Here is a 25,897-nt window from a genome sequence, read left to right on the forward strand (position 1 = left end):
CGGGACGTTAGTGGCTGTCGCTCACCCGGTCCATGGGCAGCCACAGGACGGTGTCCTTCAAGGGCGCGTCCCGCCCGGTGATCTCCTCGTCGCTCAGGGCCCGGTCCCACACATGGACGTCGTCGATCGCGCCGGTGAAGAAGGCACGGCTGTCCATACGCCGGCCGATGTGCACGCCGAACGGGGAGTTGCGGCTGACCGAGCCCGGCACGTCGGCGGCGCCGATGGCCGTGCCGTCGACGAACAGCGTCAGCCGCCCGCCGCCGCGGCGCAGCGCCAGCCGGTGCCACTGGCCGTCGTTGTGGGCGCCGGTGGTGCGCACGGACACCGACCGCGGGGCGGCTGCCCCGTCGCGCACCGTGATCAGTCCCTGGATGCGGTCGTTCGCGGGCTCACCGCGCAGCCACACCTGCGGCTGGGTGGGGCCGATGCCGCCCATCCACAACAGCGGCTGCTCGCCGGTAGTGGCGGTGTAGCGGAACCACAGCGAGGCGGTGAAGTCCTTGGTCCTGAGCGGCAGCCGGTCGCTGTAGGGCAGGCGTACGGCGTCGTCGGCGCCGTCGAACTCCAGCGCACCGCCGAGGACGCCCTTCGTCCGCGCGGGCCCGCCGAGCACGGCCGCCGGACGCGCGTGCCGGGCCAGGTCGGAGGTGGTGGGGTCGGGGCCGCGCCGCGGCCGCAGCCAGTCCTCGGTGAAGCGGGCGAAGCCGATCTCGTCGCGCGCGTCCACCGCCCCGCCCTCGTACATCAGCCCCACGGTGTCCCGGTCGATCCGCACCAGGTCGGAGTAGCCGGACCAGTCCGTCGTCACGACCGTGCCGCGGTCCACGCTGTCCCAGGTGCGGCCGCCGTCGTAGGAGGAGCGGATCATCATGGTCCGGCGCCGGTCCGGGTCGCCCGGGCAGGCCAGCAGGATGCGGTCGCCCAGGCGCAGCATCGAGCCCTGGACCTGGGGTGCGTAGAGGTCGGGGAGGTCGCGGAAGGGGCCGGCGAAGCTGTCGCCGCCGTCCCGGCTGACGGCCTGGCTGCGGTGGCCGAGGTCGGTGCCGTCCTGTTCGCGCCCGCTGACCAGGACCGAGCCGTCGGTGCGCTCGGCGAGGGTGAGCTCGGAGGGCTTCTGCCGGAAGGTGCCGTCGTCCGCGATCGGCCAGGAGTCCGTGGCACCGGCCCGCCAGTGGTCGCCGCCGTCGTCGCTGACGATCAGTGCCGCGTGGTTGGCGGTGACCCTACTGCCGTCCCAGGTCTCGGTGTTGACCCCGAAGACGAGTCGGCCCGGGTGCCTGCCGCGGGTGAGCTGGATGCCGTGCACGGGCCCGGTGGCGTACCAGGAGTTCCAGTCGGCGGGCAGGATCTCGTCGCTCAGGTCACGCGGCGCCGACCAGGTCAGGCCGTCGTCGTCGCTGTACTGCAGATGCGGGGTCCGGTCGCACGGCACCGAGCAACTCGCGCCGTCCGTGCGGCCGGTGTTGTACGTCTCGGCCAGCAGCACGCGACCCGTCTGCCGGTCCACGACCGGCGCCGGATTGCCGTGCGTGTCACCGGCGCCCGCGGTGACGACGCGCAGCGGGCCCCAGGTGCGCCCACCGTCCGTGGAGCGCTTGAGCACGATGTCGATGTCCGCGGCGTCCCCGCAGTTCAGCCGTCGTCCCTCGGCGAACGCGAGCAGCGTGCCGGCGTTCGTCCGCACGACGGCCGGTATCCGGAAGCAGGCGTAGCCGGGGTCCTGGGCGGCCTTGAACAGCACCTGTTGCTCGAACTCGGCCGCGACAGAGGCTGCTTGAGCGCGTGCGGCGGGAGCCGGGAGGACAGCGAGGACCGCGGCGGCGACGAGCCCGATGCCGACGGCTCTCAGACGGGTGCGAAGACGTGACGGCATGGTGCGAACCTGCCCTTCAGAGGTCCTTACGACCGGACATCCGGACATCCGACGTCCAATGTCCGTGTCGCAAAGGCTAGTTGTGGTCTGAGAGGAGCCACAAGAAGCGTGCGGCCACTTGCTGTCAGGGCCGCAGGACCACCTTCCCGAGGTTGCTGCGCGACTCGATCACCGCATGGGCCTTCGCAGCGTCCTCCAACGCGAACTCCCCGTGTACGACGGGCTTCACCGCACCCTCCGCGAACAGCCGCCACAGCTCCTGCCGCCACCGCTTGTACAACTCCGGCTTCCCGCGCGCGATCCGCGCCATCTGGAAGCCGATCACCGACTTGGCGCCCACGAGCAGGTCGTACGCCCGGACGGTCCCGCCGCCCGAGCTGTACGCCACCAGCCGCCCACCGGGAGCCAGCGCGGCCACCGCCGGACCGAGCAGCTCCCCGCCCACCGCGTCGAGGACGTAGTCGACGGGCTCGCCCCAGCTCTCGTCGTCGTAGCGGATCACGTCATCGGCGCCGAGGGAGCGCACGAAGTCACCCTTTCCCTTGTCGGACACGGCCCCGACGACCCGGCCCGCGCCCCGCGTCCGCGCCAGTTGCACGGCCAGATGGCCCACCCCGCTCGCGGCGGCCGTGACCAGCGCCGCCTCACCCGGCTCGGGGCGGGCCGCCTCCAGGGCCCCGAGCGCGACCAGGCCGCTGCGGACCAGGGCGACGGCGTCGACGGCGGACGCGACGTCCGGCACCGGCGAGGCCATGACCTCCTGCAACAGCGCGAAGTCCGCGGAGCCGTGCCCGAAGACGAGCCCGGTCACCCGGTCGCCGGCACGGAAGCGGCCTACCCCCTCGCCGACGGCCACCACCTCGCCGGCGATCTCACCGCCCAGCGGGATGGGCTCGGCGGCCTCGGTGACCTTGCGGACGACCGGAAGGGTGACGCCGACCGCCTCGCACCGGACGAGGAGCTCGCCGGGGCCGGGCTCCGGAACCTCGGTCTCCTCCAGGAACAGGGGGCCGCCGGTGGACTCGTGGCGGACGCGGCGCATCGCACCTCCAGGGGTCGTCGGAACGCCTGACAATGACAGTTATCGTTGGGAGCCCCAACGATATCCGATCCCGTTGGGAATCCCAACGGCTTTCGGCCTAGACTTCCCCCATGCCCGAAGCCCCGCTCGCCGCGATCCGCTCCCTGCCCAGCTGGTTGCTCGGCCGCGCCGCCGACCGGGGGCGCGCCCTGGTGGCCGAGGCGCTGGCCGCCGAGGGGCTGAAGATGTGGCACCACGTGGTGCTCTCCGCCGTCCGCGACCTCGCGCCCGTCGCCCAGGCCGACCTCGGCCGCGGCGTGCGGCTCGACCCGAAGGACCTCGTCGGCGTCCTCAACGACCTCCAGGCCGCCGGCCTCGTCGTCCGCGAACCGGACCCCCGGGACCGCCGCAAGAACGCCGTGTCCCTCACCGTGCCGGGCGCGCGGCTGCTGGAACGCTGCGAGCAGGCCGCACGGGCGGCCAACGACGAGCTGCTCGCGCCCCTCACGGCGGCTGAGCGTGACCGCTTCCTGGCCCTGTTGATCCGGATTTCCGGTACGGAGGGCTGACGACGGATAACGTTCCGTCATGACCCCACCCCTCGCCCTCGACCCCGCGCGCAGCGCCCTCGTCCTCGTCGATCTGATGGACCGGATCGTCGCGCTGCCCCTGGAGCCCCGCAAGGGCACCGAAGTCCTGTCCGCAGCAGAGGAGTTGGCGAAAGCCTTCCGCTCGGCGGGCGCTCCCGTCGTCCTCATCCGCGTCGAACGCCCCGGCGTCGCCGAACAGCCGCCCGGCAGCGGTCTGGTCGCGGGCCTCGCCCGGGAGGGCGACCTGGAGGTGGTGAAGCGGACCATCGGCGGCTTCCAGGGCACGGGCCTGGACGACCTCCTGCGCGAACGCGGCGTACGCGCGCTCGTCTTCGGCGGCATCGCCACCAATCTCGGCGTGGAGTCCACCGCCCGCGCCGCCGGCGACCTCGGCTACGACCTGATCTTCGTCGAGGACGCCATGGCAGCCTTCACGTCCGCCGAGCACGAGGCCTCGGTACGACTGGACTTCCCCCGCCTGGGGACGGTGGTGACGACGGCGCAGGTGCGCTTCGTCGCCGGCTGACCCGGGCGCCGGTACTCACGGCCGGGCAGAGGGCAGGAGCCACCAACGCCCACCGCACCCAGGCGCCGGTACTCACTGCTGGACAGACGGCAGGAGCCCACCAACGCGCACGGCACCCACGCGCCGGCCGCGGAGAGAGCCGCAGGGTGCGCGCCGGTGTCGAGAGCGCGAACGCGCGGAGGCGCGCAGCGCCGAGCACGTTCGCGCTCTCGACACCGGCACAAAGCGCCCCCGGAGGCGAACGCAGCAAAAAGAGGAGCCAGCGGGACCCCGGAGGCGCAGGGGGCGCTTTCCGCCGGTCGGGGTCCCGCCGCCGTGCCGCGGGGAGGCGGTCACCCCTGGGCGGCCGCGGTCCGCAGGGCGATGCGGTCCTCGCCCGCGTACACGTTCATGGAGCTGCCCCGCAGGAAGCCCACGAGGGTCAGTCCGGTCTCCGCGGCCAGGTCCACGGCCAGCGAGGACGGTGCCGAGACCGCGGCCAGTACCGGGATCCCGGCCATCACGGCCTTCTGCGCCAGCTCGAAGGAGGCCCGTCCGGAGACCAGCAGGATGGTCCGGGACAGGGGCAGGTCCCCGTTCTGCAGGGCGCGGCCGACGAGCTTGTCGACCGCGTTGTGCCGGCCCACGTCCTCCCGTACGTCCAGCAGTTCCCCGCCTTCGCCGAAGAGGGCGGCCGCGTGCAGGCCCCCGGTCCGGTCGAAGACCCGTTGGGCAGCGCGCAGCCGGTCGGGGAGGCTCGCGAGCAGCTCGGGGTCGACCCGGACCGGGGGAGTGTCGGCTATCGGCCAGCGGGCCGTGGTGCGTACGGCGTCGAGGCTCGCCTTGCCGCACAGGCCGCAGGAAGAGGTGGTGTAGACGTTCCGTTCGAGGGTGATGTCGGGGATGGCGACGCCCGGGGCGGTCCGCACGTCCACCACGTTGTACGTGTTCGAGCCGTCGACGGTGGCGCCCGCGCAGTACACGATGTTCTGCAGGTCGTCCTGCTCGGCGAGCACGCCCTCGCTGACCAGGAATCCCGCGGCCAGCGCGAAGTCGTCGCCCGGGGTGCGCATGGTGATGGCGAGCGGTTTGCCGTTCAGCCGGATCTCCAGCGGTTCCTCGGCGACCAGCGTGTCCGGGCGGGACGAGACCGCCCCGTCGCGGATGCGGAGCACCTTGCGTCGTTCCGTGACTCGTCCCATGTGTGCCTCAGTCCCGGTTCTGTACGTGCTGGTAGCCGAAGCGGCCCTTGATGCAGAGGTTGCCGTGGGTCACCGGGTTGTCGTGCGGGGAGGTGACCTTCACGATCTCATTGTCCTGCACATGGAGCGTGAGGTTGCAGCCCACTCCGCAGTAGGCGCACACGGTGGTCGTCTCGGTCTGTCTGGTCTCGTCCCAGGTACCCGCGGCCCGCATGTCGAACTCCGACTTGAACGACAGTGCCCCGGTGGGGCAGACCTCGATGCAGTTGCCGCAGTACACGCAGGCGGAGTCGGTGAGCGGGGCGTCCTGCTCGACGGAGATCCGGGCGTCGAACCCGCGGCCGGAGACGGAGATCGCGAAGGTGTTCTGCCACTGGTCGCCGCAGGCGTCGACGCACTTGTAGCAGAGGATGCACTTGTCGTAGTCGCGCACGTACAGGTCGTTGTCGATCTTCGGTTCCTCGTTCAGCCGGGCGGTGTCCGGGCCGAACCGGTCCGGTTTCGCCTCGTACTCCTTGATCCATGCGGCGACCTGTGGAGTGGTCGACAAGTCGACCGACGAGGCGAGCAGCTCCAGGACGATCTTGCGGCTGTGCCGGGCGCGCTCGGTGTCGGTGCGCACCTCCATCCCGGGCTCGGCCCGGCGCGAGCAGGCCGGTACGAGGGTCCTGGAGCCCTCCACCTCGACCACACAGACCCGGCAGGCGTTCTTGGGCCGCAGGGTGTCGCCCTGGCAGAGGGTCGGGATGTCCTTCCCGGCGGCCCGGCAGGCGTCGAGGACGGTCGAGCCCTCGGGCATCCGGACCGCCTGTCCGTCGATGGTGAACTCCAGCAGCCGGCGCGGGATCCCCAGCGATGTCACGGTCATTCGTACGCCCCCAGACGGTCGATGGCGGATTCCACGGCGTTCCACGCGGTCTGCCCGAGACCGCAGATCGAGGCGTCCCGCATGGCGCGGCCGACCTCCCTGAGCAGCGCGATGTCATCGGCGGCGGCGGCCCCGGTGCGCCGCACGATCCGGTGCAGGGCCTCCTCCTGCCGTACGGTCCCGACCCGGCAGGGCACGCACTGCCCGCAGGACTCGTCGCGGAAGAACTCGGCGATGCGCAGCAGCAGCCGGGGCAGCGGGACGGTGTCGTCGAAGGCCATGACGACCCCCGAACCGAGGGTGGTGCCCGCCTCCCGGGTGCCTTCGAAGGTGAGCGGGATGTCCAGCTCGTCGGGCCGTACGAAGCCGCCGGCCGCGCCGCCGAGCAGCACCGCCCGCAGATTCTCGCGGACCCCGGCCAGGGCGAGGACCTCGCCCAGCGTCGCCCCGAACGGCAGCTCGTAGATCCCCGGCCGGTCGACGCCGCCCGAGACGCAGAACAGCTTGGGACCGGTGGATCTGTCCGTGCCGATCGCCGCGTAGGCGGGGGCGCCCATGGTCAGGATCGGCAGGACGTTGACGAGGGTCTCGACGTTGTTCTCCACCGTCGGTTTGCCGAACAGGCCCTTCTCCACGGGGAACGGCGGCTTGGAGCGCGGTTCGCCCCGGTAGCCCTCGATGGAGTTGAACAGGGCCGTCTCCTCGCCGCAGATGTAGGCCCCCGCGCCGCGCCGGATCTCGATGTCGAAGGCGTAGCCCTGGCCGAGGACGTCGTCGCCGAGGAAGCCCCGCGCGCGTGCCTGCGCGACGGCGTGCTCCAGCCGCCGCAGCGCGCGGGGGTACTCGCCGCGCAGGTACAGGTATCCGCGGTGCGCGCCGACCGCGTAGCCGGCGACGGTCATCGCCTCGACGAGCGCGTACGGGTCGCCCTCCATCAGGACGCGGTCCTTGAAGGTGCCCGGCTCGGACTCGTCGGCGTTGCAGACCAGGTAGTGGGGGTGGTCGGGCTGGGACGCCGTGGCCTGCCACTTGCGGCCGGTGGGGAAGGCGGCGCCGCCGCGCCCGACCAGGCCGGAGTCGGTGACCTCGCGGATGACTCCGGCGGGTCCGAGCCCGAAGGCCCGGCGCAGGGCGGTGTAGCCGCCGTGGGCGCGGTAGTCGTCCAGGGAGCACGGGTCGACGACGCCCACCCTGCGGAGCAGTGTGAGTGCCGGGTCGCCGGCCTGTGGCACGGCCATCGCGGCAGGCGGTTCCTCGGGGGCGGAGTCCGGGGAGCCCGCGGCGAGAACGGCCGCCTCGACCGTCGCCGGCGCCGACACCGCCGTACGCACGGGGTCGCCCGCACGGACGGCGAGGGCGGCCGGGGCGCGTTCGCACAGGCCCAGACAGGGGCTGCGCTGCACCGAGGCACCGTGGCCGAGCCGGGCCTCGACGCCCGCGCACAGCTCGGACGCCCCGGCCGCCGCGCAGGCCAGGTCGGTGCAGACGTGCAGCACGGTGGCCGGGCGCGGCCTGACGGAGAACATCGCGTAGAACGTGGCGACGCCGTACGCCTCCGCCGGCGGCACGGTCAGCCGACGGCACAGGTAGTCGAGGGCGCCGTCGCTGATCCAGCCGATCCGGTCGTTGATCGCGTGCAGCCCCGGCAGCAGCATCTCGCGTCGGTCCCTGGCCTCGCGGCCGCCCCGCGCCCACCTCAGGTCGGCGTCGGACCGGTCGGCGCCCTCCCAGGAGGACTCGGGCGGGCCCAACAGGGCGTCGACAGCGGCCCGTTCGTCGTCCGTCGGCTTGCTGTCGCCGAAGTGCAGGTCCACTTGCGTCACCTCACGATGGTCGCGACGGGGAGCTTCTCGATCCGGATCGCCGACGCCTTGAACTCCGCCGTCCCGGCGATCGGGCAGTTGGCCTCGATCGTCAGCCGGTTGGTGTCCACGTCGTCGGGGAAGTGCATGGTCATGAAGGCGAGGCCGGGGCGCAGCGCCGGGTCGACCCAGACGGGGGCCACGACGGAACCGCGCCGCGAGGACACCTGCACCTCCTCGCCGACCACGACGCCGTAGTGCTCGGCGTCCTCCGGGGACAGCTCGACGTACTCGCCGCGCCGCAAGGGGGAGGCGAAACCGCCGCTCTGTACACCGGTGTTGTAGGAGTCCAGGCGCCGTCCGGTGGTCAGCCGGATCGGGTACCGCTCGTCGGTGAGGTCGACCGGCGGATCGTGCCGCACGATCCCGAAGGGTGCGGGCAGGCCGCGCCTGGCCGGGTCCTTCTCCCACAACCGGCCGTGCAGGTAGGTGGGTTCGAGTGCTTCGGTGCCGGGGCACGGCCACTGGATGCCCTGGTGTTCCTCCAGGCGTTCGTACGTCATCCCGTAGTGGTCCGGCGAGACCGAGCGCAGTTCGTTCCACACGGTCTCGGCGTCGGCGTACTTCCAGTCGTGGCCGAGGCGTGCGGCGAGTTCGCAGATGATGTCGATGTCCTCGCGGGCCTCGCCGGGCGGGGTGACCGCCCGGCGGACGCGCTGGACCCGCCGCTCGCTGTTGGTGGTCGTGCCCTCGGTCTCAGCCCAGCCGGCGGTCGCGGGCAGGACGACGTCCGCCAGTTCGGCCGTCTTCGTCAGGAAGATGTCCTGTACGACGAGGAAGTCGAGCTGCCGCAGGCGCCGTACGGCCTGCTCGCTGTCGGCCTCCGACTGCGCCGGGTTCTCCCCGATGCAGTAGACGGCCTTGAGGGTGCCCTCCTCCATGGCCTCGAACATCTCTGTCAGGTTCAGTCCGTAGTGCGGCTGGATGACGGTGTCCCAGGCCGACTCGAACTTCAGCCGGGTGCCGGGATCGAGGATGTCCTGGAAGCCGGGCAGGCGGTTGGGGATCGCGCCCATGTCGCCGCCGCCCTGCACGTTGTTCTGGCCCCGCAACGGCTGCAATCCGGCGCCGTACCGCCCCACTTGACCGGTCAGCAGGGAGAGGTTGATGAGCGCGCGGACGTTGGCGGTGCCGTTGTGGTGCTCAGTGATGCCGAGGGTCCAGCACAGCTGGGCGCGCTCGGCGCGGGCGTAGGCGTGCGCCAACTCCCGTATGGCGCGGGCCGGTACGCCCGTCACCTTCTCGGCAAGGGACAGCGTCCACGGCTCGACGAGGGCCCGGTACTCCTCGAAGCCGGTCGTCGCCCGCTCGATGAACCCCTCGTTGGCCAGGCCCGCGTGGATGATCTCGCGGCCGATGGCGTGCGCCATGGGAATGTCGGTGCCGACGTTGAGGCCGAGCCAGCTCTCCGCCCATTCGGCGGTGGAGGTGCGGCGCGGATCGACGGCGTACATCGGGGCGCCGTTCCTGATCCCCTTCAGCACGTGCTGGAAGAAGATCGGATGCGCGAAGCGGGCGTTGGAGCCCCACATCACGATGACGTCGGTGTGCTCGATCTCCTCGTAACTCGACGTCCCGCCGCCCGAGCCGAAGGCGGCGGAGAGACCGGCGACGCTGGGGGCGTGGCAGGTGCGGTTGCAGGAGTCGACGTTGTTCGTGCCCATGACGACCCGTGCGAACTTCTGCGCCACGTAGTTCATCTCGTTGGTGGCCCGGGCGCAGGAGAACATGCCGAACGCGCCGCGGCCCAGTTCAAGGCCGCGGGCCGCCCGGTCCAGGGCCTCCTGCCAGCTCGCCCGCCGGAAGGGCTCGTCGCGGGAGTCGCGGACCAGGGGGTGGGTGAGCCGGGTGTAGGTCTTCTTGGTCCGGTCGCGTTTGCTCATACGGCACTCCTCATACGGCGTTCCTCGTACAGCACTCCTCGTACGGCGCTCCTCATGCGGCGATCCTCAGTGCGAGCAGGTCCGAGATGGCGTGCACGGTGCGCAGGGTGGGCACCTGGACGCCGGTGATCTCCGCCAACTCGACGACGGCCGCCAGGAGTACGTCGAGTTCGAGCGGCTTGCCGCGCTCCAGGTCCTGGAGCGTGGAGGTGCGGTGGTCGCCGACGCGCTCGGCGCCGGCCAGCCGGCGTTCGATGGAGACGCCGACCTCGCAGCCGAGGGCCTCGGCGACCGCGAGCGTCTCGGCCATCATCGTCTCGATGACCTTGCGGGTGCCGCCGTGCAGGCACATCTGGCGCATGGTGGCTCGGGCCAGGGCGCTGATCGGGTTGAACGAGATGTTGCCGAGCAGCTTGAGCCAGATGTCGTTGCGCAGGTCGGGCTCCACCGGGCACTTCAGGCCGCCGGCGACCATTGCCTCGCTGAAGTCCGCGCAGCGCCTGGACACACTCCGGTCGGGCTCGCCGACGGAGAACCGGGTGCCTTCCAAGTGCCGTACGACACCGGGTTCTTCCAGTTCGGTCGCCGCGTAGACGACGCATCCGACTGCTCGTTCGGGCGCGAGCACCGCACTGACCGCGCCGTCCGGGTCCACGCTCTCGACGCGGTGGCCGTCGTGGGGGCCGCCGTGCCGGTGGAAGTACCACCAGGGGATGCCGTTCTGGGCGGCCACCACCGCCGTGGTCTCGTGCAGCAAGGGCTCGATCAGCGGCCCGCACGCCGCGTACGAGTTGGCCTTCAGGCCCAGGAAGACGTAGTCGACCGGGCCGACTTGCGTCGGGTCGTCGGTGGCGTGGGCGTGCGCGGTGAAGTCGCCGCGCGGGGAGAGGACCCGGACTCCGTGCTGCCTCATGGCCGCCAAGTGCGGTCCACGGGCGATGAGATGGACGTCGGCGCCCGCGCGGTGCAGCGCGGCTCCGACGTAGGCGCCGATCGCACCGGCGCCCAGGACTGCGACTTTCATGACGAGGGAGCTCCGTTCGGTCGAGGGATACCGCGGAGATGAGCGCACTGCCGACCTCTGTCGACTGAATATTGTCTACAGTATGGAGATGAGGGCGACAAGACTTCGCGCAGCACCGGAACCCGCCGTGCGTGGATGTCGATTCGGCCCGATCGGCCCGACCGTTCGGCGCGCGTCGCATACCGCTCATCGCATACGGCCGACGCGTTGCCTTTTCAACTACCTTGCCGGTGCCTACGGTTCGGGATCATGAGTCCCCCTGTCGCACCGGCCGGCTGGAGCCGCTGGCTGGTTCCCCCCGCCGCACTCTCCGTCCATCTCTCCATCGGCCAGGCCTACGCCTGGAGCGTGTTCAAGCCGCCCCTGGAGGCCGCGCTGGGTCTGAGCGGCACCGAGAGCGCGCTGCCCTTCCAGCTCGCCATCGTGATGCTCGGTCTGTCCGCCGCCTTCGGCGGCACACTGGTCGAACGCAACGGGCCGCGCTGGGCGATGACGGTGGCCCTGGTCTGCTTCTCCTCCGGCTTCCTGATCTCCGCCCTCGGCGCGGCCACCGAGCAGTACTGGCTGATCGTCCTCGGCTACGGCTTCGTCGGCGGCATCGGTCTGGGCATCGGCTACATCTCCCCCGTCTCCACCCTGATCAAGTGGTTCCCCGACCGGCCGGGCATGGCCACCGGCATCGCCATCATGGGCTTCGGCGGCGGCGCGCTGATCGCCTCGCCCTGGTCGACGCAGATGCTCCAGTCGTTCGGCACCGACAGCTCCGGGATCGCGCTGGCGTTCCTCGTACACGGACTGACGTACGCCGTCTTCATGTCGCTCGGGGTCCTGCTGGTACGGGTCCCGCGCACCGACAGGCCGGTCGAAGGGGCCCCGAGCGCCCTCCAGGGCCCGCAGGTCTCCGCCGGCAGCGCCCTGCGCACCCCGCAGTTCTGGTGCCTGTGGGTCGTGCTCTGCATGAACGTGACCGCCGGCATCGGCATCCTGGAGAAGGCCGCCCCGATGATCACGGACTTCTTCGCGGACACCTCGACCCCGGTGTCGGTGTCGGCCGCGGCGGGCTTCGTCGCCCTGTTGTCGGCCGCCAACATGGCGGGCCGCATCGGCTGGTCGTCCACCTCCGACCTGATCGGCCGCAAGAACATCTACCGCGTCTACCTCGGTGTCGGCGCGGTGATGTACGCGCTCCTCGCCCTGTTCGGCGACTCCTCCAAGCCGCTGTTCGTTCTGTGCGCGATGGTGATCCTGTCCTTCTACGGCGGCGGCTTCGCGACCGTCCCCGCCTATCTGAAGGATCTCTTCGGGACCTACCAGGTCGGCGCCATCCACGGCCGGCTGCTCACCGCCTGGTCCACGGCCGGAGTGCTCGGGCCGCTGATCGTGAACTGGATCGCCGACCACCAGAAGGAGGCCGGCAAGAGCGGCGCGAGCCTGTACAGCCTGTCCTTCATGATCATGATCGGGCTGCTCGTCATCGGCTTCGTCGCCAACGAGTTCGTCCGGCCCGTCCATGCCCGCCACCACGTCCCCGCCCCGCGGGAGGAGGCCCTCGATGTCGAACGACAGCAGCCAGAGTCCGCCTGACCGGCGCCCGCTCATCGCCTTCGCCTGGCTGTGGGTCGGGGCGCCGCTGGCCTACGGGCTGTACGAGCTGGTGCAGAAGGCGACGAAGCTCTTCACCGGGTGACGGGGGGTAACTCCTGGAGAAGTGCTCGGGCGTCCCTTTTCTCCCCTTGGGACGATGACAGAATCCGACAACCCGGGCGCCCGTTTCCTGTCGCCTTACGTGCCGCCGTACCCGTGAGTCACTGATCAGACTGGTGGATCCCGCAACCCACGGCACGAGGGGGACCACCCTATGAACGGCTCGCGCATCGCCGCCGTCGGCCATTACCAGCCCGCCAGGGTGCTCACGAACGAGGACCTGGCGGGCATGGTCGACACCAGCGACGAGTGGATCACGTCCCGGGTCGGCATCCGCACACGGCACATCGCCGGCCCCGACGAGCCCGTCGACGAACTCGCCGCGCACGCCGCCGCCAAGGCGCTCGCCGGCGCCGGTCTCGCACCCGCCGACATCGACCTTGTGCTGGTCGCCACGTCCACCGCCGTCGACCGCTCGCCCAACATGGCCGCCCGGGTCGCCGCCCGCCTCGGCATCCCCTCGCCCGCCGCGATGGACGTCAACGTCGTGTGCGCCGGCTTCACCCACGCCCTCGCCACCGCCGACCACGCCGTGCGCGCGGGCGCGTCCGCGCGGGCCCTGGTGATCGGCGCCGACAAGATGACCGATGTCACCGACTGGACCGACCGCACCACCTGCGTACTCGTCGGCGACGGGGCGGGGGCCGCCGTCGTCGAGGCGTCCGAGGAGACCGGGATCGGGCCCGTGCTGTGGGGCTCGGTGCCCGAGATGGGACACGCCGTGCGCATCGAGGGCACGCCCGCGCGGTTCGCCCAGGAGGGGCAGAGCGTCTACCGGTGGGCCACCACCCAGTTGCCGCCCATCGCCCGCAAGGCCTGCGAGCGCGCCGGGCTCGAGCCCGCCGACCTCGCCGCCGTGGTGCTGCACCAGGCCAACCTCCGTATCATCGAGCCCCTCGCGGAGAAGATCGGCGCCGTCAACGCCGTCGTCGCGCGGGACGTCGTCGACTCCGGCAACACCTCGGCGGCGAGCATCCCACTCGCGTTCTCCAAGCTCGTCGAACAGGGCGCCGTCACCACCGGCGATCCGGTGCTGCTGTTCGGATTCGGCGGAAACCTTTCGTACGCCGGCCAGGTCGTCCACTGCCCGTGACCTGCCGATTCGAGCCGGTGTGACGCAGTCGATCCCTCAACCCACTGACTCTTGTGCGCCGTAGACTGTAGACGAAAGACAATCCATACTGGATGTTGTCCGGCTGCAGTTGCCCCGCGCTGCCCAGGAGGGGGACCGACCGATGTTGTCGACAGGACTGCCGCAGGGTGCGGTTCCCAAGCTCGAACGCCCCGGCCCGCTGCGCGACCGCGTCTACGAGGCACTGCTCGAACTCATCACCACCCGCGCCCTCCAGCCCGGCCAGCACCTGGTGGAGAGCGAACTCGCCGGTCACCTGGGCGTGTCGCGCCAGCCGGTGCGGGAGGCGCTGCAGCGGCTCAACACCGAGGGCTGGGTCGATCTGCGGCCCGCCCAGGGCGCGTTCGTGCACGAGCCGACCGAGGACGAGGCGGACCAGCTCCTCACCGTCCGTACGCTGCTGGAGGCCGAGGCCGCCCGGCTGGCCGCCGCCAACGCGGGCAGCGCCGGCATCAAGGTGCTCGAAGAGCTGTGCGCCGAGGGCGAGAAGGCGGTGGCCGCGGACGACGTGGACGCCGCCGTCGCCATGAACGCCCGCTTCCACGCGAAGATCATGGAGCTGGCGGGCAACGCCGTCCTCGCCGAACTGGCCGCCCAGGTCGACCGCCGGGTGCGCTGGTACTACACGCCGATCGCCCGGCAGCGCGGACAGCAGTCCTGGATCGAGCACCGCGCACTGATCGCGGCCGTCTCGGACCGCGACGAGGACCGGGCCACGCAACTGATGCGGGAGCATACGGAGCACACCCGCCGCTCGTACCATCAGCGCGCCAAGTGACCGCCGCCGGGTAGCCCGTTCGCGTGCGGCGGGGTCACGGTACCGGCGTGACCGCCGGGGCCGCGGTCGTGCGCGGGGCCGTCCGTGCCTCGATCGCCAGCATGACCACCAACACCGCGACCAGGGCGAGCAGTTCGGCGACCGCCGACGCGTGGACGCCGATGAGCGCCGCGGCCAGGACGGTCGGGGCGGCGGCCGCCCGGAAGCGGACCGGGTACAGCCGCAGCACGGCCCGGAACGCCACGTCCCCCGCGAGGAAGAGCGCCACACCGCCCGCGAGCGCCAGCGCGGGACCGGTGTGCAGGTGCTCGGTGAGATGGCCGAGCGTCTTCTTCACGCCCGTGGCCAGGTAGGCGATGCCCAGCAGCATCGGCAGGAAGGCGTAGTAGTAGGCGTTCATGGCAAGACGCCAGCGACTCGGCGCCGGCGTCGCCCGGAACGCGGCCTCGGCGAGCTCCTCGTCCCGCACGAAGTACGTCCACCACAGCGCGACCGCCAGCGCCAGCGAGAGGAACGCCCCGCCGAACAACCCCGGGGTGAGCGGCAGGTCGCCGATTCCGGTGCCGATCGCGATGACGGACTCGCCGAAAGCCACGATCAGCAGCAGCCCGTGCCGCTCCACGAAGTGCGCCGGGTCCAGCCGGCCCAGCTGCGCCCGCATGATGTCGGCCGACCGGCCGTCGGCCCGGCCGGGCCCGTGCTCGGCCAGGAACGGCGTCACGAACTGCAGCAGGAGTGCGAGCACCCACAGACCGTCCGCCGCCAGGCCGTCGACGAGGCCGGCCGCGGTCACGGACAGGGCGGCGAGCCCGTTCGGGACGCCGTACCAGACGGAGTCGCGGCCGTGGCTGCGGGTGTAGAGGGCGGTGTGCACGACCACGACCGCGAGGAAGCCGAGCCCGAAGACCACACCGGTGTCGTCGAAGACCCGCGGGATCGCCAGCGCGCAGACCAGGAACGCCCCCATGCCCAGCATCAGCAGCAACCGGCGTGAGGGGCGGTCCGGCGGCACCTGGTTGGTGAGGTAGGCGTAGGCGCCGTACATCCAGAACAGCACCACGAAGATCAGGGCCACGCGCCCCGCGGTGGCGAAGGTCAGATCACCGGCGAGCAGCACGGTGAGCTGGGTGAGGGTGAAGACGAAGACCAGGTCGAAGAAGAGCTCCAACGTCGTGACCCTGCGGCCCGGTTCCTCCACTGCGCTGCCCATGCCGTCCCCCTGTGTCCGTGGCCCCCTGCGGCGATGCCGACCAGATCGTAGGCGGTCCGGCGGCCGGGGGCCCGCCACTTTGTTTGTCCTGAGAGTGGAGAAAGTAGGGATGAATTCATGCACGGCTTCTTCTCAGTTCCGGCGTCCGCTGCTACGTTCCCCTCGAAAGCCCGAACAACAGGCGGCCGATTGAGGCGGGGAGGGGCTCGTGAGACGCATGACGGCACGACCCGCCAACGCCCATCAGGCCAAGCTGCTCAAGCTGTTGCGCGACGGAGGCCCCAACTCCCGCGCCCAGCTGGGCGACCAGGTCGACCTCTCGCGCTCCAAGCTGGCCGTGGAGGTGGACCGGCTCCTGGAGACGGGCCTGGTCGTGGCCGACGGACTCGCCGCCTCGCGCGGCGGGCGCCGCTCCCACAACGTCCGCCTCCATCCGAACCTGCGGTTCCTCGGCGTGGACATCGGCGCGACCTCGGTCGACGTCGCCGTCACCAATGCCGAGTTGGAGATCCTCGGACACGTCAACCAGCCGATGGACGTGCGCGAGGGCCCGGTCGCGGTCTTCGAGCAGGTCCTGTCCATGGCCGCCAAGCTGCGCGCCTCCGGGCTCGCGGAGGGCTTCGACGGCGCCGGCATCGGCGTCCCGGGGCCGGTCCGCTTCCCCGACGGCGTACCGGTGGCTCCGCCGATCATGCCGGGCTGGGACGGCTTCCCGGTACGGGAGGCGCTCAGCCAGGAACTCGGCTGCCCGGTCATGGTCGACAACGACGTGAACCTCATGGCGATGGGGGAGATGCACGCGGGCGTCGCGCGCTCCGTGGGCGACTTCCTCTGCGTCAAGATCGGCACCGGCATCGGCTGCGGCATCGTCGCCGGCGGTGAGGTCCACCGCGGCGTCACCGGCAGCGCGGGCGACATCGGGCACATCCAGGCCGTGCCCGACGGCCGCCCCTGCGCCTGCGGCAACCGGGGCTGTCTGGAAGCCCACTTCAGCGGGGCGGCCCTCGCCCGGGACGCCGTGGAGGCGGCCGGGCAGGGGCTGTCGGAGGAACTCGCCACCCGGCTCGCGGCGAGCGGCACCCTGACCGCCGTCGACGTCGCCGCCGCGGCCGCCGCGGGCGACGCCACCGCCCTCGATCTGATCCGCGAGGGCGGCAACCGCACCGGCCAGGTCATCGCCGGCCTGGTCTCCTTCTTCAACCCCGGCCTGGTGGTGATCGGCGGCGGGGTGACCGGCCTCGGCCACACCCTGCTCGCCGCGATCCGCACCCAGGTCTACCGCCAGTCCCTGCCCCTCGCGACGGGCAACCTGCCCATCGTGCTGGGCGAGTTGGGGCCGACCGCCGGCGTCATCGGCGCGGCCCGGCTCATCAGCGACCACTTGTTCTCGCCCGCGTAAGCACCGGCTCGTCCGTATGTTCTCGCCTGCGTAAGCACCGCTCATCAGCGACTATCTGTTCTCGCCCGCGTAAGCACCGCTCATCAGCGATCACTCGTTCTCGCCCGCGCAGCACCGGCTCAGCACATCGTTCGGCGTGTACGGCGCGCGGCTTCGCCGTGCCCCGGACTCCGCCTGCCCGCAACGCACCCTGCAACCGGCCCGTACGCCCGCCAAGGGGATCCGCATGGCACCAGAACCACCGCTGCTCAGCATGTCCGGCATCACCAAGTCCTTCCCCGGGGTCCGGGCCCTCGACGGCGTCGACCTCGACGTCCAGGCCGCTGAGGTGCACTGCCTGCTCGGCCAGAACGGAGCCGGCAAGTCCACCCTCATCAAGGTCCTGGCCGGCGCCCACCAGCCCGACACCGGCACCATCCGCTGGCGCGGCGAACCGGTCACCCTCCGCTCGCCGATCGCCGCCATGCGCCTCGGCATCGCCACCATCTACCAGGAACTCGACCTGGTGGAGCACCTGTCGGTGGCCGAGAACGTCCACCTCGGGCACGAGCCGACCGCCGCCGGGTTCGTCGTACGCAAGAAGGCGGCGAAGGCGTCGACCGCACGGCTTCTGAAGCGGCTCGGGCATCCCGAGATCGATCCCGCCCGCCTGGTGGGGGAGTTGTCCGCCGCCCAGCAGCAGATCGTGTCGATGGCCCGCGCCCTCTCCCACGACGTACGGCTCATCGTCATGGACGAGCCGTCCGCCGCCCTCGACCCCGACGAGGTCGACAACCTCTTCCGGATCGTCGGCGACCTGACCGCCGACGGGGTCGCCGTCGTCTACATCTCCCACCGCCTGGAGGAGATCCGCCGCATCGGCGACCGTGTGACAGTGCTCAAGGACGGCCGGGCGGTGGCCGGCGGACTCCCCGCCAAGTCCACGCCGACCCGCGAGGTGGTCGCGCTGATGACGGGCCGCAACGTCGAGTACGTCTTCCCCGAGCGGCCCGCGTTGGCCGCCGGCGGACCGCCCCTGCTGGAGGTCCGGGGGCTCGCCAGGGAAGGGGAGTTCGCACCCCTCGACCTGGACGTACGCCCCGGCGAGATCGTCGGTCTGGCCGGGCTCGTCGGCTCGGGACGCTCCGAGATCCTGGAGACCGTCTACGGCGCCCGCACACCCACCGCCGGTCAAGTCTGCGTCGACGGACGGACGTTGAGGCCGGGCAGCGTCCGGGCGGCCGTCCGCGCCGGCCTCGGGCTCGCCCCAGAGGAACGCAAGGCGCAGGCCCTGCTGATGCTGGAGTCCGTCACCCGCAACGTCTCGGTCTCCTCCATGTCCCGCTTCTCACGCGGCGGTTGGATCGACCGCCGGTCCGAGTCGGGGGCGGCGCGGGCGGCCACCCGCGAGTTGTCGCTGCGCCCCGACAACCCGTCGGTGCCGGTGCGCACCCTCTCCGGCGGCAACCAGCAGAAGGCCGTCCTGGCCCGCTGGCTGCTGCGCGGCTGCCGGGTCCTGCTGCTCGACGAACCGACCCGGGGCGTCGACGTCGGTGCCCGCGCCGAGCTCTACGCGGTCGTCCGCCGCCTCGCCGACGAGGGCCTCGCCGTGCTGCTGGTCTCCAGCGAGGTGCCCGAGGTGCTCGGCCTCGCCGACCGCGTCCTGGTGCTCCGCGAGGGCCGCGTCGTCCACACGGCGCCGGCCCGCGAACTCGACGAACACCGCGTACTCAACCTGGTCATGGAAGGAAGCCCGGCGTCATGACGCAGCATGCCTCCCCGCCCCGGGACAACACCGGCAAGGCACCGGCGACCGGCCGGGCACCCGCCTGGCGCGGTCTGCCGGCCCGGGTCGACGTCCGCACCCTCTCCCTCCTCGGTGTCCTCGCCGCGCTGGTCCTCATCGGCGGTGTCACCAAACCCGACGAGTTCCTCGACACCCGCAACCTCCAACTCGTCCTCACCCAGGCCTCGGTGATCGGTGTCGTCACCGTCGGCATGACCTTCGTCATCACCTCCGGCGGCATCGACCTCTCGGTCGGCGCGATCGTCGCCCTGTCCTCGGTGTGGGCGACGACGGTCGCCACCCAGGAGTACGGCTTCGCGGGCGTCCTGTTCACCGCGGTGCTCGTCGGCGTGGGCTGCGGCCTGGTCAACGGCCTGCTCATCGCGTACGGCGGCATGGTGCCGTTCATCGCCACGCTGGCCATGCTGGCCTCCGCGCGCGGTCTCGCGCTGCAGATCACCGACGGCAAGACGCAGATCGTCACCATCACCGGCATCCTCGACCTCGGCGAACGCGACTCCTACGTGCTCGGCGTCCCGCCACTCGTCCTCGTGTTCGCGGTCGTGACGATCCTCGGCTGGCTGATCCTGAACCGCACCACCTTCGGCCGCCGCACCGTCGCGGTCGGCGGCAACGCGGAGGCCGCCCGGCTCGCCGGCATCGACGTGCGCCGCCAGCGCCTCTACCTGTACCTGCTGTCCGGGCTGTGCTGCGGCATCGCCGCCTTCCTGCTGATCATCCTGTCCGGCTCCGGCCAGAACACCAACGGCAACCTCTACGAACTCGACTCGATCGCGGCCGCGATCATCGGCGGCACGCTGCTCAGCGGGGGCCGCGGCACCATCACCGGCTCCGTGCTCGGCGTCCTGATCTTCACCACGATCACGGACATCTTCGCCCTGAACAACCTGCAGAGCGACGTCCAGCAGATCGCCAAGGGCGCGATCATCGTCGCCGCCGTGCTGGTCCAGCGCCGTACCGCGAGCACGACCTGAGGAAAGGGTTCACCGCCATGCCACAGCACACCAGTCGCAGAGGACTGCTCTTCGGGGCCGCCGCCGTGTCCACCGGTGCCCTCCTCGCGGGTTGCACCAGCAACGAGACCAAGGACGAGAGTCCGGCCGCCGACGCCGGGTCGGCCGCCGGCGACAAGCCCGGCAAGCACGTCACCATCGGCTTCGCCGGGCCGCAGGCCGACCACGGCTGGCTCAACGCCATCAACGACAACGCCAAGAACCGCGCGAAGAAGTACTCCGACGTCACCCTGGAGATCACCGAGGGCTCCAACGACACCGCCGCGCAGATCGGCCAGATCGAGACCCTCATCAACAAGAAGGTCGACGTCCTGGTGGTGCTGCCCGCCGACGGCAAGGCCCTCACCCAGGCCGGGCTCAAGGCGATGCGGGCCGGCATCCCCGTCGTCAACCTCGACCGGATCTTCAACTCCCCCCAGGCGTACCGTTGCTGGATCGGCGGCGACAACTACGGCATGGGCCTCAACGCCGGCACCTACATCGGCGAGAAGCTCAAGGGGAAGTCGAACGCCAGGGTCGTCGAACTGGCCGGCCTGGACAACCTGGAGCTGACCAAGCAGCGCACCCAGGGCTTCGACGACGCACTGAAGAACTACCCCAACATCAAGAAGGTCGCCCGCCAGGCGGCCGAGTTCACGGTCGAGTCCGGCCAGGCCAAGATGGCCCAGCTCCTGCAGGCGCAGTCCAGCTTCGACGCCCTGTGGAACCACGACGACGACCAGGGCGTCGGCGCGCTGCGCGCCATCGACCAGGCCGGCCGCGACGACTTTCTGATGGTCGGCGGCGCGGGCGCGCTCTCCGCCTTCCAGGCCATCAAGCAGGACGACGGCGTCCTCAAGGCGACGGTCCTCTACCCGCCGACGATGGCCGCGTCCGCGATCGACCTGGCCCGCGCCCTCGGCCAGGGCGAGGGCGTCACCGGCATGGCCGAGTTCGAGATCCCGGCGTCGATCACCCTCTACTCGGCCGTCGTCGACAAGGACAACGTCGACCGCTACATGCCCACCGGCTTCCGCTGACCCGGCCCGCCCCGCACCCCCCACGGCGCCACCACGACGAGGACGACGAGGACGAGGAGGACATCCGTATGGGACAGCCCCAGCAGCCGGACGGAGCGGAGGCAGCGAAACCGCCGCTGCGCGTCGGCATGGTCGGCTACGCCTTCATGGGCGCCGCCCATTCCCAGGGCTGGCGCACGGCGGGACACGTCTTCGACCTGCCGCGCCGCCCGGTCCTGTCGGCGATCTGCGGGCGCGACGCCGACGCGGTGCGCCGGGCCGCCGACCGGCACGGCTGGGCCGCGGCCGAGACCGACTGGCGGGCCCTGATCGCCCGGGACGACATCGACCTCGTCGACATCTGCACCCCCGGCGACAGTCACGCCGAGATCGCCCTCGCCGCCCTCGCCGCAGGCAAGCACGTGCTGTGCGAGAAGCCGCTCGCGAACACCGTCGAGGAGGCCTCGGCGATGACCGAGGCGGCCGAAGCGGCCTACGAACGCGGTCAGTTGTCGATGGTGGGCTTCAACTACCGGCGGCTGCCCGCCACCACCCTCGCCCGCGGCATGGTGGCCGAGGGCAGGATCGGCACCCTGCGCCACGTCCGGGTCACCTATCTCCAGGACTGGCTCGTCGACCCGGGGTTCCCCCTCACCTGGCGCCTGCGCAGGGAGGCGGCAGGCTCCGGCTCGCTGGGCGACCTGGGCGCCCACATCGTCGACCTCGCCCAGTACCTGGCGGGGGAGCGGCTGGCCGGGGTGTCGGCCCTGACGGAGACCTTCGTACGACAGCGGCCCCTGCCGACAGCAGCCACCAGCGGCCTGTCCGCCGTGTCCTCCTCCGGCACCGGCACGGTCACCGTCGACGACGCCGCCCTGTTCACCGGCCGCCTCGCCTCCGGCGCCCTCGCCTCCTTCGAGGCGACCCGCTACGCCACCGGCCGCAAGAACGCCCTGCGCATCGAACTCAACGGCGAGAAGGGCTCGTTGGCCTTCGACCTGGAACGCCTCAACGAGCTGGCCTACCACGACGGCACCGAACCCGGGACGCGTGCCGGCTTCCGCCGCATCCTCGTCACCGAACCCGACCACCCCTACCTGGAGGCCTGGTGGCCGCCGGGCCACGGCCTCGGCTACGAGCACACCTTCGTCCACCAGGCCCGCGACCTCGTCCACGCGATCGCCGAGGGCCGGCGTCCCGAACCCTCCTTCGCCGACGGGCTGCAGGTCCAGCGCGTGCTGGCGGCGGTGGAGGAGAGCGCCGAGAAGAACTCCGTCTACACGCCCATAACCGTCTGAGGAGGGCTCGAAGACATGCCGCGACAGTTCACGCTCTTCACCGGCCAGTGGGCCGACCTGCCCCTCGAAGAAGTCTGCCGACTCGCCCGCGACTTCGGCTACGACGGCCTCGAACTCGCCTGCTGGGGCGACCACTTCGAGGTCGACAAGGCACTCGGCGATCCCGCCTACATCGACTCCCGCAGGCAACTGCTCGACAAATACGGCCTGAAGTGCTGGGCCGTCTCCAACCACCTGACCGGGCAGGCCGTCTGCGACGCCATCATCGACGAGCGCCACCGGGCCATCCTGCCCACCGAGGTGTGGGGCGACGGCGATCCGGAAGGCGTCCGGCGGCGTGCCGCGAACCGGATGAAGGACACGGCACGGGCCGCGGCCGCATTCGGCGTCGACACCGTCATCGGCTTCACCGGCTCCGCGATCTGGCACCTGGTCGCCATGTTCCCGCCCGCGCCCGAGTCGATGATCGAACGCGGTTACGACGACTTCGCCGAACGCTGGAACCCGATCCTCGACGTCTTCGACCAGGAGGGCGTGCGGTTCGCGCACGAGGTCCACCCGAGCGAGATCGCCTACGACTACTGGACCACGCACCGCGCCCTGGCGGCGGTAGACGGGCGGGCCGCCTTCGGCCTCAACTTCGACCCGTCCCACTTCGTCTGGCAGGACCTGGACCCCGTCGGGTTCCTGTGGGACTTCCGCGACCGGATCTACCACGTCGACTGCAAGGAGGCCCGCAAGCGCCTCGACGGCCGCAACGGCCGCCTCGGCTCCCACCTGCCGTGGGGCGACCCGCGCCGAGGCTGGGACTTCGTGTCCGCCGGCCACGGTGACGTGCCCTGGGAGGACGTCTTCCGCATGCTGAGGTCCATCGACTACCAGGGCCCCGTCTCGGTCGAGTGGGAGGACGCCGGCATGGACCGGCTCCAGGGCGCCCCCGAGGCGCTGACCCGCCTGAAGGCCTATGACTTCGAGCCGCCGTCGGCCTCCTTCGACGCGGCCTTCGGCAACTAGGCGCTCCGCTCCAAGTGCCGCGATGTGCCGTCGCTCGTCCGCGGCGCCGTCGCGGCCGGTCGCGCAGTCCCCCGCGCCCTTTCGGGGCGCCACCGAACCGTGGCGGACTTCACCAGGTCCGCCGAGAGCCGCACGACCACCTGTTGGCAACTCCGGGATGACGGCGCATCCCGGCGTACGCACCCGCCCGTACAACCGGCCCCTTACTGGAGGCATCCGTGCACGGGAACGACCGCACCACCGGCACCGGCAGAATCGAGACCCACAGACGACGCCTGCGCAGAGCCGTCGCCCTCCTCGGCGGCGCGCTCCTCGCCGGAGCGTCGCTCACCCTGACCACCCCCGAGGCCGGCGCAGCCGTCGCCGGCCCGGACGACGCTCGCGCCGCAGCGGCGGCGGAGGACTTCCAGCAGGTCACCCTCGCCAAGGGCGAGGCGGAGGTCGGCGAGCCCATGTCGCTCGCCGTCCTCCCCGACCGCTCGGTCCTGCACACCTCCCGCGACGGCGAACTCCGCCTCACCGACGCCGCGGGCAACACCCGGCTGATCGGCGAGCTGGACGTCTACTCCCACGACGAGGAAGGCCTCCAAGGCGTCGGCGTGGACCCCGACTTCGCCACCAACCGGGCCATCTACCTCTACTACGCACCCCCGTTGAACACCCCGGTCGGCGACGCCCCGGAGTCCGGCACCGCGGCCGACTTCGCGCCCTTCGACGGCGTCAACCGCCTCTCCCGCTTCGTCCTGAAGGCGGACGGCACCCTCGACACCGCCAGCGAGAAGAAGGTCATCGACATCCCCGCGTCCCGGGGCCTGTGCTGCCACGTCGGCGGTGACATCGACTTCGACGCGGCGGGCAACCTGTACCTGTCCACGGGCGACGACACCAACCCCTTCCAGTCCGACGGCTACACGCCCATCGACGAGCGCGCCGACCGCAACCCGCCTTCGACGCCCAGCGTTCGGCTGGCAACACCAACGACCTGCGCGGCAAGATCCTGCGCATCAAGGTCGCCGCCGACGGCTCGTACACCGTCCCCGACGGCAACCTCTTCGCACTCGGCACGGACAGGACCCGGCCCGAGATCTACGCCATGGGCTTCCGCAACCCCTTCCGCTTCAGCGTCGACAAGAAGACCGGCATCCTCTACGTCGGCGACTACGGCCCCGACGCGGGCGCCGCCGACCCCGCCCGCGGACCGGCCGGCCAGGTCGAGTTCGCGCGGGTGACCGGCCCCGGCAACTTCGGCTGGCCGTACTGCACCGGCGCCAATGACGCCTACGTCGACTACGACTTCGCGACCAAGGCGTCCGGAGCGTCCTTCGACTGCGCCGCGCCGAAGAACAACTCCCCCCACAACACCGGCCTCACGGACCTGCCCCCGGCCCAGCCCGCCTGGATCCCGTACGACGGCCCGTCCGTACCCGAGTTCGGCGACGGCTCGGAGTCGCCGATGGGCGGCCCGGTCTACCACTACGACGCCTCGCTCGACTCACCCGTCAAGTTCCCCGAGGCCTACGACGGGAACTTCTTCGCCGGGGAGTTCGGCCGCCGATGGATCAAGCGGATCGTCAGCGACGCGAACGGCACCGTGCAGTCCATCAACCCCGTCCCCTGGACCGGCACCCAGGTGATGGACATGGCCTTCGGCCCCGACGGCGCGCTGTATGTCCTCGACTACGGCACCGCGTGGTTCGGCGGCGACGACAACTCCGGCCTCTACCGCATCGAGAACGCGACCGACGGCCACTCCCCGGTGGCACAGGCAACGGCGAGCAGGACGTCCGGGCAGGCGCCGCTGAAGGTGCGGTTCTCGTCCGCGGGCACCTCCGACCAGGACGGCGACGCGGTCACATACCGCTGGGACTTCGGCGACGGCGGCACGTCGACGGCGGCCGACCCCTCGCACACCTACCGGAAGAACGGCACCTACACCGCGACCCTGACCGCCGAGGACCCGACCGGCCGCACCGGAAGCGCGAGCGTGCAGATCGTGGTCGGCAACACCGCGCCCAAGGTGACCGTGGAACTCCCCAAGGACGGACAGCTGTTCAGCTTCGGTGACGCCATCCCGTTCAAGGTGAGGGTCACCGACCCGGAAGACGGCAAGAACATCGACTGCGCCAAGGTCAAAGTCACCTTCGTCCTCGGCCACGACACCCACGGCCACCCCATCACCTCGGCGAACGGCTGCACCGGCACCCTGCGGACCACCGCCGACGGCGGCCACGACGAGAACGCCAACATCTTCGGCGTCCTCGACGCCGAGTACACCGACAACGGCGGCGGCGGACAGGCCCCGCTCACCTCCCACGACCGCAACGTCCTGCAGCCCCGGCACCGCCAGGCCGAACACTTCGGCAACGGCTCCGGCGTCACCGTCGTCACCAAGGACACCGCGCACGGCGGCAGGACGGTCGGCGACATCGACAACGGCGACTGGATCTCCTTCACGCCGTACGTCCTGAACAACGCCCAGAAGATCACCGCACGGGTCTCCTCCGGCCGCGCGGGCGGCACGCTCGAGATCCGCGCCGGCTCGCCGACCGGCACCCTGCTGGGCAAGGCGACCGTCCCCGTCACCGGCGGCTGGGACACATTCCAGGACGTCAGCGCCGACCTGTCCCGCGCACCCATTGGCACGACCACGCTCTACCTCGTCTTCAAGGGCGGCTCCGGCGCGCTGTTCGACGTGGACGACTTCACCTTCACCGCCGGCTGAGAGGAGAGACGT

At 71.3% G+C, this 25,897-nt stretch carries 20 protein-coding genes and 1 pseudogene; 13 read left to right on the top strand and 8 right to left on the bottom strand.

Features of this window, described 5'->3' with window-relative positions; genetic code table 11:
- Positions 1–7 precede the first annotated feature (7 nt).
- Together FBY22_RS09415 and FBY22_RS09420 are read right to left on the bottom strand one after the other, a co-directional pair.
- Positions 8–1,876, bottom strand: a complete 1,869-nt coding sequence (locus FBY22_RS09415) for a sialidase family protein (RefSeq protein WP_142144066.1) — start codon at positions 1,874–1,876, stop codon at positions 8–10.
- Positions 1,877–2,000: 124 nt separating this feature from the next.
- Positions 2,001–2,918 (bottom strand): zinc-binding dehydrogenase, encoded by a 918-nt coding sequence (locus FBY22_RS09420; protein ID WP_142144068.1) that lies wholly within the window; start codon positions 2,916–2,918, stop codon positions 2,001–2,003.
- A 110-nt stretch (positions 2,919–3,028) separates the two neighbouring features.
- On the opposite strand from FBY22_RS09420, the gene FBY22_RS09425 reads away from it, so the two are divergent.
- Complete coding sequence (locus FBY22_RS09425) at positions 3,029–3,466, top strand: MarR family winged helix-turn-helix transcriptional regulator (RefSeq protein WP_142144070.1); 438 nt, start codon at positions 3,029–3,031, stop codon at positions 3,464–3,466.
- A gap of 19 nt (positions 3,467–3,485) precedes the next feature.
- The gene (locus tag FBY22_RS09430; protein WP_142144072.1) at positions 3,486–4,013 is read left to right on the top strand and encodes an isochorismatase family protein; all 528 of its coding nucleotides are present in this window, start codon (positions 3,486–3,488) and stop codon (positions 4,011–4,013) included.
- Positions 4,014–4,345: 332 nt separating this feature from the next.
- Here the strand turns inward: FBY22_RS09430 and fdhD are convergent, their stop codons facing one another.
- Genes fdhD through FBY22_RS09455 form a run of 5 tightly spaced genes read right to left on the bottom strand, consistent with a single transcriptional unit; the run spans position 4,346 to position 10,831 of the window.
- A complete protein-coding gene (gene fdhD, locus FBY22_RS09435; RefSeq protein WP_142144074.1) occupies positions 4,346–5,194 on the bottom strand; it encodes a formate dehydrogenase accessory sulfurtransferase FdhD in 849 nt (282 codons plus the stop codon).
- A gap of 7 nt (positions 5,195–5,201) precedes the next feature.
- Complete coding sequence (locus tag FBY22_RS09440) at positions 5,202–6,062, bottom strand: 2Fe-2S iron-sulfur cluster-binding protein (protein WP_142144075.1); 861 nt, start codon at positions 6,060–6,062, stop codon at positions 5,202–5,204.
- Positions 6,059–7,876, bottom strand: a complete 1,818-nt coding sequence (locus FBY22_RS09445) for an NADH-ubiquinone oxidoreductase-F iron-sulfur binding region domain-containing protein (RefSeq protein WP_142147481.1) — start codon at positions 7,874–7,876, stop codon at positions 6,059–6,061. Before FBY22_RS09445 ends, FBY22_RS09440 begins: the two co-directional genes overlap by 4 nt.
- Before the next feature lie 5 nt (positions 7,877–7,881).
- A complete protein-coding gene (locus FBY22_RS09450; protein ID WP_142144077.1) occupies positions 7,882–9,807 on the bottom strand; it encodes a molybdopterin oxidoreductase family protein in 1,926 nt (641 codons plus the stop codon).
- A 52-nt stretch (positions 9,808–9,859) separates the two neighbouring features.
- Positions 9,860–10,831 carry a 2-dehydropantoate 2-reductase gene (locus FBY22_RS09455; RefSeq protein ID WP_142144079.1) on the bottom strand — a complete coding sequence of 324 codons (972 nt, stop codon included), beginning with the start codon at positions 10,829–10,831 and terminating at the stop codon, positions 9,860–9,862.
- A gap of 249 nt (positions 10,832–11,080) precedes the next feature.
- On the opposite strand from FBY22_RS09455, the gene FBY22_RS09460 reads away from it, so the two are divergent.
- From FBY22_RS09460 to FBY22_RS09470, 4 genes are all read left to right on the top strand, one after another.
- On the top strand, positions 11,081–12,415 hold the full coding sequence (locus FBY22_RS09460; protein WP_142144081.1) for an OFA family MFS transporter: 1,335 nt from the start codon (positions 11,081–11,083) through the stop codon (positions 12,413–12,415).
- Positions 12,384–12,518, top strand: coding sequence for a hypothetical protein (locus tag FBY22_RS44755; RefSeq protein ID WP_260844764.1), 135 nt, complete (start codon positions 12,384–12,386; stop codon positions 12,516–12,518). The genes FBY22_RS09460 and FBY22_RS44755 overlap by 32 nt, the downstream gene beginning before the upstream one ends.
- 171 nt (positions 12,519–12,689) lie before the next feature.
- Positions 12,690–13,628 carry a beta-ketoacyl-ACP synthase III gene (locus FBY22_RS09465; protein WP_142144083.1) on the top strand — a complete coding sequence of 313 codons (939 nt, stop codon included), beginning with the start codon at positions 12,690–12,692 and terminating at the stop codon, positions 13,626–13,628.
- 142 nt (positions 13,629–13,770) lie between these two features.
- Positions 13,771–14,445: a GntR family transcriptional regulator gene (locus FBY22_RS09470; RefSeq protein ID WP_142144085.1), complete on the top strand. Its 675-nt coding sequence runs from the start codon at positions 13,771–13,773 to the stop codon at positions 14,443–14,445.
- Between the two features lie 34 nt (positions 14,446–14,479).
- Here the strand turns inward: FBY22_RS09470 and FBY22_RS09475 are convergent, their stop codons facing one another.
- Positions 14,480–15,655: a low temperature requirement protein A gene (locus tag FBY22_RS09475; RefSeq protein WP_142144087.1), complete on the bottom strand. Its 1,176-nt coding sequence runs from the start codon at positions 15,653–15,655 to the stop codon at positions 14,480–14,482.
- 217 nt (positions 15,656–15,872) lie between these two features.
- Between FBY22_RS09475 and FBY22_RS09480 the strand changes: the two genes are divergently transcribed.
- The 7 genes and pseudogenes from FBY22_RS09480 (at position 15,873) to FBY22_RS09510 (ending at position 25,885) form a co-directional block, all read left to right on the top strand.
- On the top strand, positions 15,873–17,054 hold the full coding sequence (locus FBY22_RS09480) for an ROK family transcriptional regulator (RefSeq protein ID WP_142144089.1): 1,182 nt from the start codon (positions 15,873–15,875) through the stop codon (positions 17,052–17,054).
- Between the two features lie 226 nt (positions 17,055–17,280).
- Positions 17,281–18,798, top strand: a complete 1,518-nt coding sequence (locus FBY22_RS09485) for a sugar ABC transporter ATP-binding protein (protein ID WP_142144091.1) — start codon at positions 17,281–17,283, stop codon at positions 18,796–18,798.
- Positions 18,795–19,814 (top strand): ABC transporter permease, encoded by a 1,020-nt coding sequence (locus tag FBY22_RS09490; protein WP_142144093.1) that lies wholly within the window; start codon positions 18,795–18,797, stop codon positions 19,812–19,814. Before FBY22_RS09485 ends, FBY22_RS09490 begins: the two co-directional genes overlap by 4 nt.
- A 17-nt stretch (positions 19,815–19,831) precedes the next feature.
- The gene (locus tag FBY22_RS09495) at positions 19,832–20,872 is read left to right on the top strand and encodes a substrate-binding domain-containing protein (protein ID WP_142144095.1); all 1,041 of its coding nucleotides are present in this window, start codon (positions 19,832–19,834) and stop codon (positions 20,870–20,872) included.
- Between the two features lie 68 nt (positions 20,873–20,940).
- Complete coding sequence (locus tag FBY22_RS09500) at positions 20,941–22,149, top strand: Gfo/Idh/MocA family protein (RefSeq protein ID WP_142144097.1); 1,209 nt, start codon at positions 20,941–20,943, stop codon at positions 22,147–22,149.
- A 15-nt stretch (positions 22,150–22,164) separates the two neighbouring features.
- Complete coding sequence (locus tag FBY22_RS09505) at positions 22,165–23,163, top strand: sugar phosphate isomerase/epimerase (protein WP_142144099.1); 999 nt, start codon at positions 22,165–22,167, stop codon at positions 23,161–23,163.
- 218 nt (positions 23,164–23,381) lie between these two features.
- Positions 23,382–25,885, top strand: a pseudogene (locus FBY22_RS09510) (carbohydrate-binding protein).
- The last annotated feature ends 12 nt before the right edge of the window (positions 25,886–25,897 follow it).

The organism is Streptomyces sp. SLBN-31 (genome assembly GCF_006715395.1).
Classification (GTDB): Bacteria; Actinomycetota; Actinomycetes; order Streptomycetales; family Streptomycetaceae; genus Streptomyces.